Origin of the sequence: Dactylosporangium sp. NPDC051484 (assembly GCF_040689395.1) — a bacterium.
Taxonomy (GTDB): Bacteria; Actinomycetota; Actinomycetes; order Mycobacteriales; family Micromonosporaceae; genus Dactylosporangium.
Genome location: NZ_JBFAZX010000011.1, coordinates 166,806 through 180,198, shown reverse-complemented (window position 1 = coordinate 180,198; position 13,393 = coordinate 166,806). Strand labels below are relative to the sequence as shown.

At 67.3% G+C, this 13,393-nt stretch carries 15 protein-coding genes and 2 pseudogenes; 9 read left to right on the top strand and 8 right to left on the bottom strand.

What is annotated here, in order from left to right; all coding sequences use genetic code 11:
* Positions 1 to 74: 74 nt before the first annotated feature.
* The gene (locus AB0367_RS20515) at positions 75 to 335 is read right to left on the bottom strand and encodes a hypothetical protein (protein WP_366227943.1); all 261 of its coding nucleotides are present in this window, start codon (positions 333 to 335) and stop codon (positions 75 to 77) included.
* Between the two features lie 82 nt (positions 336 to 417).
* On the opposite strand from AB0367_RS20515, the pseudogene AB0367_RS20510 reads away from it, so the two are divergent.
* A pseudogene (locus AB0367_RS20510) lies at positions 418 to 708 on the top strand (helix-turn-helix domain-containing protein); the annotation flags it as partial.
* A gap of 72 nt (positions 709 to 780) precedes the next feature.
* On the opposite strand, the gene AB0367_RS20505 reads toward AB0367_RS20510, so the two are convergent.
* On the bottom strand, positions 781 to 1,281 hold the full coding sequence (locus AB0367_RS20505) for an RICIN domain-containing protein (RefSeq protein ID WP_366227942.1): 501 nt from the start codon (positions 1,279 to 1,281) through the stop codon (positions 781 to 783).
* 61 nt (positions 1,282 to 1,342) lie between these two features.
* Here AB0367_RS20505 and AB0367_RS20500 point away from each other — a divergent pair, with 61 nt between their 5' ends.
* Positions 1,343 to 1,603: a hypothetical protein gene (locus tag AB0367_RS20500; protein ID WP_366227941.1), complete on the top strand. Its 261-nt coding sequence runs from the start codon at positions 1,343 to 1,345 to the stop codon at positions 1,601 to 1,603.
* Between the two features lie 155 nt (positions 1,604 to 1,758).
* On the opposite strand, the gene AB0367_RS20495 is transcribed toward AB0367_RS20500, so the two are convergent.
* The 3 genes and pseudogenes from AB0367_RS20495 to AB0367_RS20485 all read right to left on the bottom strand — a co-directional run bounded on the left by AB0367_RS20495 (position 1,759) and on the right by AB0367_RS20485 (position 3,036).
* The gene (locus tag AB0367_RS20495; RefSeq protein WP_366227940.1) at positions 1,759 to 2,184 is read right to left on the bottom strand and encodes a transposase; all 426 of its coding nucleotides are present in this window, start codon (positions 2,182 to 2,184) and stop codon (positions 1,759 to 1,761) included.
* A gap of 326 nt (positions 2,185 to 2,510) precedes the next feature.
* Positions 2,511 to 2,604: pseudogene (locus AB0367_RS20490) on the bottom strand (transposase); the annotation flags it as partial.
* A 114-nt stretch (positions 2,605 to 2,718) separates the two neighbouring features.
* On the bottom strand, positions 2,719 to 3,036 hold the full coding sequence (locus AB0367_RS20485; protein WP_366227939.1) for a Tn3 family transposase: 318 nt from the start codon (positions 3,034 to 3,036) through the stop codon (positions 2,719 to 2,721).
* A gap of 109 nt (positions 3,037 to 3,145) precedes the next feature.
* On the opposite strand from AB0367_RS20485, the gene AB0367_RS20480 reads away from it, so the two are divergent.
* The 4 genes from AB0367_RS20480 to AB0367_RS20465 all read left to right on the top strand — a co-directional run bounded on the left by AB0367_RS20480 (position 3,146) and on the right by AB0367_RS20465 (position 7,048).
* Positions 3,146 to 4,561, top strand: a complete 1,416-nt coding sequence (locus AB0367_RS20480; protein WP_366227938.1) for a nitrilase-related carbon-nitrogen hydrolase — start codon at positions 3,146 to 3,148, stop codon at positions 4,559 to 4,561.
* Positions 4,562 to 4,743: 182 nt separating this feature from the next.
* Positions 4,744 to 5,211, top strand: a complete 468-nt coding sequence (locus AB0367_RS20475; RefSeq protein ID WP_366227937.1) for a MerR family transcriptional regulator — start codon at positions 4,744 to 4,746, stop codon at positions 5,209 to 5,211.
* A gap of 451 nt (positions 5,212 to 5,662) precedes the next feature.
* Positions 5,663 to 6,163: a carbonic anhydrase gene (locus AB0367_RS20470; protein WP_366227936.1), complete on the top strand. Its 501-nt coding sequence runs from the start codon at positions 5,663 to 5,665 to the stop codon at positions 6,161 to 6,163.
* 468 nt (positions 6,164 to 6,631) lie between these two features.
* Positions 6,632 to 7,048: a hypothetical protein gene (locus AB0367_RS20465; RefSeq protein WP_366227935.1), complete on the top strand. Its 417-nt coding sequence runs from the start codon at positions 6,632 to 6,634 to the stop codon at positions 7,046 to 7,048.
* A gap of 346 nt (positions 7,049 to 7,394) precedes the next feature.
* On the opposite strand, the gene AB0367_RS20460 is transcribed toward AB0367_RS20465, so the two are convergent.
* Together AB0367_RS20460 and AB0367_RS20455 are read right to left on the bottom strand one after the other, a co-directional pair.
* Positions 7,395 to 7,811, bottom strand: coding sequence for an SRPBCC family protein (locus AB0367_RS20460; protein WP_366227934.1), 417 nt, complete (start codon positions 7,809 to 7,811; stop codon positions 7,395 to 7,397).
* Between the two features lie 229 nt (positions 7,812 to 8,040).
* Positions 8,041 to 8,235, bottom strand: a complete 195-nt coding sequence (locus AB0367_RS20455) for a hypothetical protein (protein WP_366227933.1) — start codon at positions 8,233 to 8,235, stop codon at positions 8,041 to 8,043.
* A gap of 504 nt (positions 8,236 to 8,739) precedes the next feature.
* Here AB0367_RS20455 and AB0367_RS20450 point away from each other — a divergent pair.
* The 3 genes from AB0367_RS20450 to AB0367_RS20440 are packed head-to-tail and all read left to right on the top strand — an operon-like array spanning position 8,740 to position 11,898.
* Positions 8,740 to 10,107: an extracellular solute-binding protein gene (locus AB0367_RS20450; protein ID WP_366227932.1), complete on the top strand. Its 1,368-nt coding sequence runs from the start codon at positions 8,740 to 8,742 to the stop codon at positions 10,105 to 10,107.
* A gap of 37 nt (positions 10,108 to 10,144) precedes the next feature.
* Positions 10,145 to 11,077 (top strand): sugar ABC transporter permease, encoded by a 933-nt coding sequence (locus AB0367_RS20445; RefSeq protein WP_366227931.1) that lies wholly within the window; start codon positions 10,145 to 10,147, stop codon positions 11,075 to 11,077.
* A gap of 32 nt (positions 11,078 to 11,109) precedes the next feature.
* Positions 11,110 to 11,898 (top strand): carbohydrate ABC transporter permease, encoded by a 789-nt coding sequence (locus AB0367_RS20440; RefSeq protein ID WP_366227930.1) that lies wholly within the window; start codon positions 11,110 to 11,112, stop codon positions 11,896 to 11,898.
* Positions 11,899 to 12,033: 135 nt separating this feature from the next.
* On the opposite strand, the gene AB0367_RS20435 is transcribed toward AB0367_RS20440, so the two are convergent.
* Positions 12,034 to 13,314: an MFS transporter gene (locus AB0367_RS20435; protein ID WP_366227929.1), complete on the bottom strand. Its 1,281-nt coding sequence runs from the start codon at positions 13,312 to 13,314 to the stop codon at positions 12,034 to 12,036.
* Positions 13,315 to 13,393 lie beyond the last annotated feature (79 nt).

Genomic DNA, 13,393 nt, shown 5'->3' with positions numbered 1-13,393 from the left:
CGGGGCTGCGGCACGCACCTCTCGTGCGTCTGGTTGGGGTGTGCAGGGTCTCGTCCGCTGGGCGGGTGTGGTGTTCAGGCGGGCTGCCATTCGGGTGCGTCGTTGGCGGCGATGATCCGGCCGGTGACTGTGATCGGCACGGTGTCTGCGACGTCCGTCCAGGTCCGTGGTTCGACGATGTTGAGGGTCCACCGGAATTGGATGTTGGCCTGGCCGGGGTTTGTGGTGGTGACGATGATGGCGCCGTCGTCGGTCGGTTCGAGGTGCAGTTGTGGGTACCGGTCGATGGTCCATGCAGGGTCGGTGGTGATGGTGTATCGGTCGTTGTAGGACATGGGGCAGCTGTTCCACGTCGTCGACAGTCGTCCGACAGTCGGGGTGAAGCAGGCGGCCGTGGATGTGGGCGTGTCGCAGCCGATGGGAACGCGGTGGTTCCGTGAGGCTGGCGGGATGCGAGACGTCAGTACCACGCTGTTGTCGGGCCGATCTCTGTCCTTCGAGGAGCGTGAACACATCGCGCTGCTGAGGGCGCAGAACGCCGGGGTGCGGCAGATCGCCCGCGCGTTGGGCAGGTCACCGTCGACGATCTCGCGTGAACTGCGACGCAACGCAGCCACCCGTGGTGGGCAACTGGAATATCGGGCCACGAACGCGCAATGGCATGCGGACCGGCGGGCCAAGCGCACCAAGACCGCCAAGCTCGTAACCATCCATGTGCCCGTCAGATGTGCGGAGGAGCCCTGACTGTTGTCAGGGCTCCTCCGGTTAATGCGGTGCTGCTTAGGCTGGGATCGGGGTGAAGTACCAGAGCTGACCGGTCACGTTCTTGCACTTGTCCATGAACGACGCGCCCTTCAGGACGGACGCCGGCGCGAACCGGTTACCTTCCAGGCATTCGCCTTCCTTCTCCCGGAACTTCGTCTGCAGTCGGAAGAGGTTGTCTCCGGCTTTGACCAGTTTCCACTGCTGTCCGGTGACCTCGCGGCAGGTGTCGAGGAAGGCGGCGCCTCCGAGGACCGACCCGGCGATCTGGTTGCCTTCCAGGCACTTCTCCTGGCCGAGGAACTTCGTCCGCAGCGTGTAGTAGCCGTCGGAGCGCTTGGTGAAACTCCAAGCCTGCCCGTCCACATCTCGGCAGGTGTCCTGGAACGCGGCGCCGGCGAGCGTTGAGTTGCCGTCGATGCGGTTGCCTTCCAGGCACTCATCCTGACCGCGGAACACCGTCTTGAGCTTGTAGTACCCCGTCGCCGCGGCTGGGGCCTGCGCCGCCGGCTGCGCCACGATATCGACCGTCTTCACTGCGGCGGCGTCTGAACCGTCCACCGGCTTCTCGTTGGTGGACGTGTCGATCGCTACCGCGGACGAGGGAGCAGTTGCGGATGACGGGGAAGCGGTTGCGGATGCTGAGCTCGTCGGTGTGGTCGGCTCGGACGCCGGTAAGCTGGACTTCTCGTCTTTCCCACATCCCGCTGCGGCCACTGCCAAGACTGCCAAGACTGCTACAAACTTTCTCATGTTGCTCACTTTCATTTCTATCAAGGACGAGTTCCGGTTCCGTCAGCACTGCTGCGATTGCCGTGATTTTGTCTGGCTGGTCGCATGAGAGGCTGGCGTCTTGTTCAGCTGTGCGGACATTGCTTTCGGTCCGTCAATCGCCACATGGACAGCTCGTCACCCAGATATGGCGACGGCTGCTGTAAGGGCCTGGTAAATAAGGGTTTCAGGCGTATTGGTGACGGGCGAGGCGGTGGATCATGATCATGGCCAACCGTACCATGCACTATTGCGACATGGCGTTCGTGTAGCCGTTTCGTAATCAGGAACGGTACGTCGGCACCGGTTGATCCAGGAGAAGGTGCGCTTGACGCACCAGCGTCGGTGCAGCACCACGGAGGCGTCCGCCCGGCGAGTTTGGCGACGATCCGCACGGCCAGCGCGAGGGTGGGTGGTGGCCCAGTCGACGACCTTGCCTGCATAACCGCTGTCGGCCCAGACGAGGCGGATTCCGGGAAAGCAGACGTGTAACGCCCAGAGCAGCGGCCGGGCGCGGTCCTGGACGTTGCCGCCGGTGATCAAGATCGCGAGGAGCCCGGCGCGACCGACCTGGCCGCGGAAGGGCGTGACCGGGCGCCGCGCGGTGACGCCGACGCGGCCGCGGACGCGTTCGCCGTCCACGGTCCGCATCGCCAAACGGGACCTGGTCCCGACGCTGGTCAACCCGCCTGTTTCGGTGAGACCCGGCAGGTCGGACGGGACTCCACCGTGTCGGTCGGGTCGGTGCGGTACTGACTCTCACGGCCTGGGCCACCGCTCGAACCCCGCCGTGGCCCAGCACCCGGGCCTCGGTGGCCAAGACGAGGCGCCGCTGCCGCTCGTTGAGGTGGGCTGCCAGCACCTCGAACTGCAGGGCGATCTGCCGCCGAGTCTCGTCGCCAACCCGCATAGCAGATCATCAACGCCTGATATCGAATCCGACAGCTTGTTTCTTGCCAGCTCCAGTGGATGCGTCAGCGCTGCCAGGACGCGCCGGGTAGCGCGGCGCCGATCGCCGAGACCAGACCGCGGTGGGTGTCGGAGACCACGAGTTCACCCCGACAGCCCGCGGGCGGTCAGCGAGCGCGGAAAGGCCAGCCAGCCGGCGCCGTCCTCGTCGGAGGCGACGTCCAGGCCGTCAGGGCCCTCGTTGATCTCGTGTGGCAGGTTCCATTGCGCAGGTAGTCAGGCGACGAAGATGGTGCGCTGGGCGCGGCCAACCTCGATCATCGCCTGGTAGGTGGGGTGGATCGCCTCGGTGGAGGCAATGCCGGCTCGGATCGCGGTCGCGTACTGAATCATCTGTTCCTCTTGCTCGGCGATGATGTCCCATCGGATCGGCCGCGACAGCGTCGGCGCGAGCCTCGGGTTTACCGGTGGCCGGCCAGTGAGCCTTTCCGTGTAACGGCTGGTGTCGTTGGGTGCCCACTGCGGGGTTCGGCGTGTCAGCACACCATGATCGTCTTCGTGGACTCGCAGCGTCCCGTTGGCGCCGAACCTCATAGTGGTTGACGGCCCGACGTTCGGCCGACGCTGGATCGCATCGGTTCGCGCCGATATTATCGGTGGGCTGCCTACTGAACGGAACGTCCATGTCCATTTGGGTCGCCCCGTGAGCGGTGCGGTGGTCGGGCAGGTCGCCGCGTGTGTGGCGGTTACCGCGATATCTGGCTGGCTGTTTCGGCTGGGTTCAGGGCTTCGGCCGGTTGCGGTTGCCGCCTGGGCGCCGCTGCTGCCGTTGCTCGTGCTCGCACCGAGAGTGCCGTGGTTTGCAGCGGTCAGCGTGGCTGCCGGTGCCTGGTTCATTGGCCAGCTCGGGTTCTGGTCGTTCTACACCCGCGATGTGCACATGCCCCGTCTCCTGGTGGCGGTGCGGTTCGTCGGTGGTTGTGCGGGGGTGGCGTCCGTCGTGGCGCTGGCGAGGGCGCACCTCGTCGCCGGTCACCTGGGGTTGGCCGCGTTGGCCGTGCCCGTGGCGTGGGTGGCGCTGGAGTTCCTCGTGGCGCTTCGATCCCCGCATGGTGTGTCGTGGAGTGTGGCATATTCGCAGGCGGACGTTCCGGCCGTCACGCAGGTGGCCTCGTTGACCGGGTTGTGGGGCATAACAGCGTTGCTCGCGCTGCCGTCCAGCGTTGCCGCCGCGGTGACGGCGCCAGCGGGTACGGGCGGCGAACGGGTGGCGGTGCTCCTCGCCGCCGTGGCAATCGTTGCCGCACTCACGGGGTACGCCGTCCGGCGCGGCCGACGTGCCGCGCTCGGAGAGCAGGTGCACGTCGGCTTGGCCGCGGTTGAGCAGCCTGATGGGCCGGTGCGGATCGACTCGCCGGAGGGTGCGGCTCTGGTGTCACGGTACGTCGAGAAGGTGCGTCTGCTCGCCGGTCGTGGGGCAGGTGTCATCGTGTTGCCCGAGGTGATATTCGCCGTCGCCGAAGTCCGGATGGTTGAGCAGCTGCAGCCTCTGGCACGGGCGGCGGTCGACCTTGGAGTAGACGTCGTGGCGGGAGTGGCCCGCCTGGGCGAGAGCGCGTCGGCGAATGTCGCGGCGGTCTTCAGCGCTGGCGGAGACCCGCCAAGCGTGTACCAGAAGCATCACTTGATACCGGGGTTGGAGGCCGCCTACCGCCCGGGTCGCGACCTGCGGTACCTGCCCGGTGACCGGCGCTTGGGTGTGCTCATCTGTAAGGATCTCGACTTTCCCTCGCTGGTTCGTGCCTATCGGCGTGGCGGGGCGCAGATGCTGCTTGCTCCGGCGTGGGACTTTGGCCGTGACGGTTGCTTGCACAGCCGTATGGCGATAGTGCGAGGTGTGGAGTCGGGGGTCGCGGTGGCGCGGGTTGCCCGCAGTGGCCGAGCCACGGTAAGCGACGCGTTTGGCCGGATCGTCATCGAGGCCGACACCACGGAGGGCGTGGCAGTCGATGCCAGGGTTTCACTCGCCGCAGCCACGACCGTCTACGGCCGACTCGGAGACTGGTTCGGTTGGTGCTGCGTGGCACTCACCGCCCTGATCGCGGTGGCGCCGATCTGACGCTTTCGCGATCCATTGCTAGGAAGTGCCAGCTGCCGCCGAGCGTCACAGCTACCCAGCGTCGCTCCATCATGACGTGGAATGGGCTCAATAGAGAGCCGGACCTCGTTGATCCGCTTGATCCTGGTCGCCGATCGTTAGGGAAACTTCTGGTGATTCGTCACGATGCTAGGTTTTAGAGCGTGCTCGAGGTCAAGCCGGTCATCAGACCCAGACCGGGTCCCGCCGCCGGGGAAGGTGGCATCACCATCGCCGAGGCGGCGCACCGCACCGGCGTGAGCGTCCACACGCTTCGCTACTACGAGCGGGCCGGCCTGGTCATCACCGACGTCAACCGCACGCAGGGCGGCCGGCGCCGCTACCACCAGGTGGACCTGGACTGGATTCTGGTCTGCACCAGGCTGCGGGCTGCCGGCATGCCGATCAAGGCGATCCGGAGCTACGCGGAGCTCGTCGCCGAGGGGCACGGCAACGAGGAGGAGCGGCTCGCCCTCATGGAGGAGCACCGGACGGACGTGCTGGGGAAGATGGCCGAGCTGGAGGAGAACCTCAAGCTCATCGACCACAAGATCGGCGTCTACCGCGGCCGGCTCGCTGCCGGTGACGCCGACCGGCTTTGGGCGCCCCCCATCCGGCCGGGCGCCGGCTGAGCGGATTGCTGTCACGCGGTGCGCGCCGCGCGCCCCGGCCCGACAGCCGGACCGGTGCGGCCACCCGCACCGCACCGGTCGGCGTGCGCGCTGGTCACCGCGCGTTGCATCGCTCGTCGACGATGGCGACAACCCGGGTCCACCCCGTGTCGAGCCCGGCGAGCCTGACCGTAAGCCCGGCGTCGCCGTGTGCCGCAGCCGAATCGCGGTTTCCCGGCACCGCGGGTGCGCGCCGTGGGCGGGCAACCTGCCGGCCCTGACCGCGCTTGGCAGCTGCTCCATGCCCGCTGCTGAACTGCACTGCGCGGTCACCGCCGGTGTGCGGACGGTCCTGCGCGCGTTCGCCGCCACCGAGCCTGACAGCCCGGCAACTCCGTATGCTCAGTGCGTTGCCGGGGGATTGAGTAAGTACAACACTATTCCCATCTGAGTAATGGGTTAAGGTTCGAGCATGACCGTCACCGATGAGCTTCTCAGCAACGCCGAGCGGTACGCCGCCGGCTTCACCAAGGGCGACCTGCCGCTGCCACCGGCGAAGCGGATCGCAATCGTCGCGTGCATGGACGCCCGGCTCAACCCGTACGGGCTGCTCGGCCTGGCCGAGGGCGACGCCCACGTCATCCGCAACGCCGGCGGCGTCATCACCGCCGACGAACTGCGCAGCCTCGCGATCAGCCAGCGGCTGCTCGGCACTGTTGAGATCGTCCTCATCCACCACACCGACTGCGGCATGCTCACCTTCACCGACGACGAGTTCAAGGCCGGCATCCAGGCCGAGGTCGGCATCAAACCGTCGTGGTCCGCGGAGGCGTTCAGCGACCTCGACGACGACGTGCGCCAGTCGGTCCGGCGAATCCTCGATGACCCGTTCATCCCGCGCAAGGAGTCCGTCCGCGGCTTCGTCTACGACGTCACCACCGGCAGGCTGCGCGAGGTGGCAGCCGAGGGCTGATCGCGGCCATCGGCCCCAGGTCCGCGCCCGGCTCAGGCGCGCGGCACCGTACCCGCCCGGGTGGGTACGGTGCCGCGCCGCCCCCGGTGGGCCGAATGGCCGGACGAGGCCCGGACTTGCACGTTCGCGCATGCTGGAGGCGCGCGCCTGGTGGTACAGGAGCAGTGGCAGGACCGGGGCCGGGCGCTGGCCGGCGAGGTGGCCCGGTCGGGCGGCCCCGGGTTCGCGCAGCTGCTCTACGGATACGGCGTGGCCCTGCCGTCCGGGCCCTGGGACGGGATCGACCCGCCGGTGTGGGCGGCTGACCACGGGGCCAGTGATCTGTTGATACACCTGCTGGAACGCTACCCAGGGTGGAGCCCACGTTGGCCGAGCGGGGGTGGCGCGGTTTGGGGATACGTGGGCCGGAGCCGGGCGCCTATTGTTCAGCACGAAACACCCACCGCAACACTGCGAGGGACGGACAGGATGAGCGACTACGACGACGGCGGCCAGCTCGACCCCGGCTACACCGGCAACGACCAGCCGGAGACGCTTGACCCGGGTTTCACCGGCAACGACCAGCCCGACGTCTTCGGCGGCCACGACGTCGACTTCGGCCATTACGAGGCGGGCCAGGAGCACAGCGCGCTAGATCAGGTGCACGCGGACCACGGCTCGGAGAGGGACTTCGGCCAGCAGTTCGGCGTGTTCGAGCACGGCCACGCGCAGGCTGAGACGAGCGTTCTTGAGCACGGGCAGCATGTCGAGTACAGCGCCGGCTACGCCGAGGGCGAGCAGCCGTCGTTCACGGGCGGCAACATCGATGACCTGCACGATCGCCTGAGCGGCCTCGGCCGTCAGGAGAGCGGCGGCGGGGCCCAGCTGGGCTTCGCCTCCAGCTGACGCATGCCCCCGAACCCAGCCGTGGTCACCGACCCCGGCTGGGTTCGAAGCGGGGCGCGTGCCTGCTCCAGGACCTCAAGGAGCACCTCAGCGGCCTGCTCAAGGTGGCGCCGGAGCGGATCGACGCGGACCGCCACCTCGCCGACTAGGGCATCGACTCGATCCCGCAGCTGGCGACCCGCCTTACCGAGCACCTCGGGATCGCGCTGACCCCGGTGACGCTGTTGTGCTCGCCGGCGTCTGCATCGAGCGCTCCGCCGACCTGGTCGTGGCGATCCTCAAGAGCGGGGCCGCGCCGACCGTCGTCGCAAGCCGTCCGGGGGAGGTTCCCTGGACGGCTTGTTTGTTACTCCGCGGCCTCGATGACCCGCTTCATCTCGGCGGCGCCGCGGAAGGACCGCTCTCGGACGAGGTCGGCGAGGGTGTCGGGCAGTATGTCGGTGACCCACACCAGCCGGCTCCGCTCGTCGCCCTCGGGGAATACCTGAAACGTCGCATGGTGGTGCTGCAACGGCGGCCGAGCCCCCTCGACCACGGCATATGCCAGGCGCCGCGCGTCGTCATCCACATCGATGATCAGTTCCCGCACGACGTGACCGTCCGGCATCGTCAGTGTCCGAACGTTGCCGTCGACGCTGACCTCCTGCACTCGCCCCGGCAACAGCCGCCGGTGCACCGCCCCCACGTCCCTCAATACGTCCCAGACCCGGTCCGGGCTCCGGTCGACCACGACTTCCTGCCGGATGGAAGCTATCTCTCTCACCTCGCTGAATGGCGCTGATCAATGCATTTGCGCGCTTTGTAGCCTATCAGCCGACCGTTCTCGCCCAAGGATTTCGTCAGAGCGACGAGGAATCACCGCACGTCATCCGTCATCCGTCCATGGTCGCGCCTTTCGTCCCGGCCCGGCTGCCCGTACCTCCGCTATGGCGTTGAACGGGTTCGATCTGGACGAGCCGGCGGTCAGAGCCCTCGCGGCGTAGGCGGTGCGGTCACAGGCCCCGCATCCGCTCCGGCTGTACGACCGCATCCCCATCGCCGAGCGAGAGCGCCTGCGCCTCGTCAACGGTCGCGGCTCGCCGGACCGGCCCGACCACCGTCGCCGACGCCGTCAGTCCGCGCTCGGCGGCAGCCTCCATGAAGCCGCGCAGCCGGTCCGGCTCGTGGATGAACTTCCGTTCGGTCACGAACCAGCCCGTTGCGACCGGGGACTCCGCCCGGTGTCCGCCAGTGCCTTGCATGCCAGCCGCAGGGTCGCGTGACTGACCCCCGAACTGGGCGTCGAGCGCGCGTGCGCCGGAAGTCTAGAGCCGGGCAGAAAGTCAGCGGAACCGAGGGCCTTCACGGCGAGTCGTCTCCGTCGCGTCGCGCGTGACGGCCCCTATGACCTGCATCACGGGTGGGTAACGAAGGCCGCGATGACCACCGGCGAGTCTTGACAGCCCGATCTTGGAACCCCAATCTGGTCGCCTGGACAGACCAGTTACAGCTTCGAAGTGAAGACCTGAGACGGCGGATGATCGATGCACGTCTCTACTTTGCCGTTGATGTCCACCGCCCGAAGGTTCCGCCCGCGCTCCGACGTCCCGTCCCAGACCACCTAGTACCTGCGATTCCGACCCCGCTCCACCGGGGTGCGGCACCAGCGAGCACGGCCAGCCGGCCGCGCCGAGTAGAGAAGGAACCCGCAAATGCCCAATAGACACGCCAAAGGGCGCCTCGCCCGGTTCACTACCGCCTTACTGGCCACCACTGTCGCATTCGCTGCCACCGCCTGCTCGTCCTCGCCGAAGGACGAGAAAGCATCCGAGGGCGGCACGCTGGTCGTGCAGAGCGGCCTGGCCAATTCGCCGGGCATCCTGGCCGTCTACCAGAAGCTGAACAAGCAGTTCGAGGACGAGAATCCGGGCGTAAAGATCGAATTTACCGCGAAGAGCTTCGACGACCTGGCCTCCATCGCCAAGCTTCAGCTCTCCGGCAGCAACCCGCCGGATGTTACGCAGGTGAACCGGGGTTACCAGGCCTTGGGCGCCTTCGTCAAGGGCGGCCTGCTGACCAACATGGACGACTACGCCAAGAAGCACGGATGGGACACCCGCCAGACGGCCTCCCAGCTTCAGCTCAACCGGTTCAGCACGGACGGGAAGCTGATGGGCGAAGGCCCGCTGTGGGGTATGTCAGCCACCACGGCATGGATCGGCCTGCTCATGAACACGGAGATCGCCGAGAAACTGGGCATCACCGAGGCGCCGAAGACCATCGCGGAGCTCGAAGACCAGATGCAGCGTGCCAAGGCGGCCGGGGAGATCCCGATGCAGTTCGGCTCGGCCAGCGGCGAACTGGCCGCGTGGCTGCTCAGCGAGCTGCTGCTGGCCAAGGGCGGTCCGCAGGCCGTGCAGGACCTGGTCTTCCACCACTCGAACGCGACCTTCACGTCCGAGACCGCAGTCTGGGCCGCCACGACCATGAAGTCCTGGGGCGACAAGGGCTACTTCTCGCCGAACTGGACGGCGTACAAGACTGACCAGGTTCTCGCCAACTTCGTCTCCGGCAAGGGCCTGTTCTCCCTGACCAGCTCCCGTTTCACCCCGCTCAAGGGCACGCCGGAGCAGACCAAGAAGCTTCGGATGGTGTTCTTCCCGTCGGTGTCCGGGCAGGGAATCGCGGCCGTCGGTGCCGGCGACATTCCATGGACCATCCCGGTGAAGGCGAAGAAGAAGGACCTGGCGGCCAAGTACATCGACTTCGTCACCAGCCAGAAGGCAGCCGAGCAGTTCCTGGCCGGTGGCGCCATCCCATCGAAGCCGCCGGCGGACGCCGAACCCGCGATCAACGCAGCGAACCTGCCGGTCCCGTCACAGGACGCGCTGCGCAACGGCCTCAAGCTGGTGGGCCAGGGCACGCCCGTGCCGTACGTCGACTGGGGCGCGCCGGAGCTGTACCCGACCATCTCCCGCACATTCGACCAGCTCATGTCCGGCGCCCTCAGCGTCGACGGCTTGCTGGCGGAGCTGCAGAAGGCCTACGGCCCGTTCGTGGAATCGCTGGCGAAGGGCTGATCGGCATGTTCCACCCGCTCGCGAAGGCGGCAGGCTCTTGGCGTCAAGACTGACGGTGTCGCCCCGCCCCGTTCAATCGAACGGGGCGGGGGTCACCGCTCGCAACCAGCGCAGGTCCACGGCCCTTGTCGGCTTCGGGTACCTGGCACCCGCGTTGATCTTCTACGGTGTGTTCCTGATCCTGCCTTTCCTGCACAGCGTCTACCTGTCGTTCACCGCATGGGACGGCATCAGCCCGTCGCGCTGGGTCGGTCTGGACAACTACCGAACCATCCTGGAGAACTCGCAAAACCGCGCCGCGTTCGGGCACGCGTTCGTGCTGATCGGCTTCTACGCGCTCCTCACCACGGCCATCGCCCTGGTGCTGGTGGGCATCATCGGCAGCACGCGGATCCGAGGGCTGACCGTTTTCCGGGCGGCGCTGTTCCTGCCGTACGTCATCGCCCCGGTGGTGACCGGTGTGGCCTGGCGCTGGCTGATGGCCCCAGAGGGTCCGATCAACTCGCTGCTGCGGGCGGTCGGCCTCGGCGGCTGGGCTCGCGGCTGGCTGGGCGACTTCACCTGGGCGCTGCCCTCGGTCGGGCTGATCGGCACCTGGATGCTCCTCGGCCTGGCCCTCGTGCTGCTCATCTCCGGTGTGCAGCGCATTCCCGTGGAACTGTACGAGGCTGCCCGGATGGACGGTGCGGGCCCCGTCCGCGAGTTCTTCGCGGTGACCCTGCCCAGCATCCGCAACGAGATCACGGTCGTCATGGTGCTCGCGGTCACCGCCGCGCTGCGCAACTTCGACCTGATCTACGTGACTACCCAGGGCGGACCGGGAAGTTCCACCGAGGTGCCATCCTTCCTCGTCTATCAGAAGGCGTTCTTCGTCGGAGACCTCGGCCTCGCCTCAGCCATGGGTGTGCTCCTGACCATGGTGATCCTCGTGCTGACAATGTTGATCCTCCGCCCCTGGAGAAAAGGATGAGAACGAGCCGGGCACACGCCCTCACCGGCCAGGTGGTCGTCACCTGCGCGGCCGCGCTCGCGGTGGTCCCCCTCATCGGCGTCGTGATCATGGCATTGGGGGAGCCCGACACCCAGGACAGCACCATCAGGTTGAGCGACTCCTTCCACATCGGCAACTTCAAGGCCGTCTGGGACCTCGCCGACATGGGATCTGCCCTGGCGACAAGCTTCAAGGTGAGCATCACCGCGACGCTGCTGACGCTGCTGCTCTCGGTGCCCGCCGGCTACGCCCTCGCCCGGTTCAAGCTCCCGATGCGCAACGCGCTGTTCTTCGTCCTCCTGGCCGGACTGATGCTGCCGAACGAGTCGCTGATCATCCCGCTCTTCTTCGACTTCCGCGAGGTGGGGCTGGCCGACAACCTGATCGGCGTCGTCCTGGTGGAGACGGCGCTCGGCCTCCCCTTCGGATGCTTCTGGATGCGCACATTCTTCCGGGACGCACCACACGAAATCACCGACGCCGGACGGGTCGACGGAGCCAACAGCTTCATCATCCTGGTACGCCTGCTACTGCCGATGGCAATGCCGCAACTGCTGGCGCTGACCGTCCTGTCATTCGTCTGGACCTGGAACGATCTTCTGGTGCCGCTCGTCATGCTCTCTGGCGGCCGCGAAATGACGGCACCGATGACATTGGCCACCTTCCAGGGCCAGTACACGACCGACTACACCTACCTGTCCGCCGCTGCCATCCTGACCGCCATCCCCGTCATTGCCGTGTACCTCGTGCTGCAGCGGTCGTTCGCGCACGGGATCACATCAGGCGCGATGAAGGGGTAGAGACTATGCCCCGGCCCTTCGTCAAGGGCTGCCCGCATGGTGGATCAATAGCGAACAGGTGCCTTCCGAACCGGGAGGATAGGACTTGCTGAGGGTCGTATCCATCCCGGACGGAAGGCACCTGCGGTTTGCGGGCTACCGGGACGCGTCCTCGTTGTCCGCTGCCCGAGTTCCGTCGGGTTGCGGTCGCGGCGTGCGGTTCATGTGTCGCATGACGGGCAGCATGACTGGCACGGCGGTGGCAACCAGGAAGACCATCGCGAATGTGAGAAGGGTGCCGCGCAGGCCGGTGGCTTCGATGAGACTGCCCGCCAGGAGCGGACCGATCGGAGTGCCGATCCAGGCACTGGCCTTGACGGCGCCGAGCGTGCGGGCGCGCAGCTGTGGCGGGATGCGTTCGTAGAGCACGGCGTGGAGGATCGGGTTGAGCCCGCCGTTGGCGAGCCCGGCGACGAACGCGGCGGTCAACGCGGGTGGCAGTGTGCTGGTCCAGGCGAGGACGAGCGACACGGGGGCGCCGGCGATGAGAACCCCGACCGTGAAGACGACCCGTCTGGGCAACCTCGGCCCCAACCAGGCGGCGATGAGTGCACCGATGAGGGCTCCGGCACCGAGCGCGCCGGCGACGAGGCCGAGCGCCTGGGGTTGGTGCAGACGCTCGCGGACCCAGACGGGCACGAGCACGGCGTTGATGCCCTGTTCGAGCAGGTTGGTCACCGCGATCATGGTGACCAGCACGAGCATCAACCGATCGGCGCGGATGAACCGCACACCCTCGGCAAGGTCCGCCACGTACCGCCGTGTACTCAGTCGCCGCCGCGAACGCCGCGGCTGAGCGGCGGCCGGGACGAGCAGGGCAACGAGTACGGCGGCGAGCGCGAAGGTGATGCCGTCAACGAGCACGACCGCTGAGGCTGCGAGCACCGAGACCATGACGCCGGCCGCTGAGGCGCCCACGAGCAGGCCGGCCTGGTTTGCGCTGCCGTGCAGACCAGCGGCGCGTTCCAGCGGCACTGCCCCCAGCACCGCCGTGCCGGGCACCAGAACCTGACCTGCGCAGTCGGCTATGCCCCGAACCGCGCCGGCGACGGCCACCAAGCCGGCGAGAGCACCCAGCGGGAGAAGGCTGATGGCGTGGAGGGCGGGAATGGCGCACACCGCAACTGCCGCTGCGGCATTGCCGAGAACATATGCCCGCCGGGCGCCGATGCGGTCGACCAGTGGTCCACCGAGCGCCTGCATCGCGACATACGGTGCCAGCTCAGCGAAGGCGATCAGGCCCGTGCGGGTTGCGCTGCCGGTCGAGGTGAGCACCAGCCAGGGGATCGCCAGGGCCGACATCGATGTGCCGAGCACTGAGACGAGTTGGGCAACCAGCAGGCCGGTCAACGGCCGCCGTGAAAGGTTCTCCGTCATAACGCCACGACGTTGCGCGATTCCAGCTCCATCGCAGCCCCCCGTAGCGGCCGGTCAACGGAGCTCAATCGTATCGAAG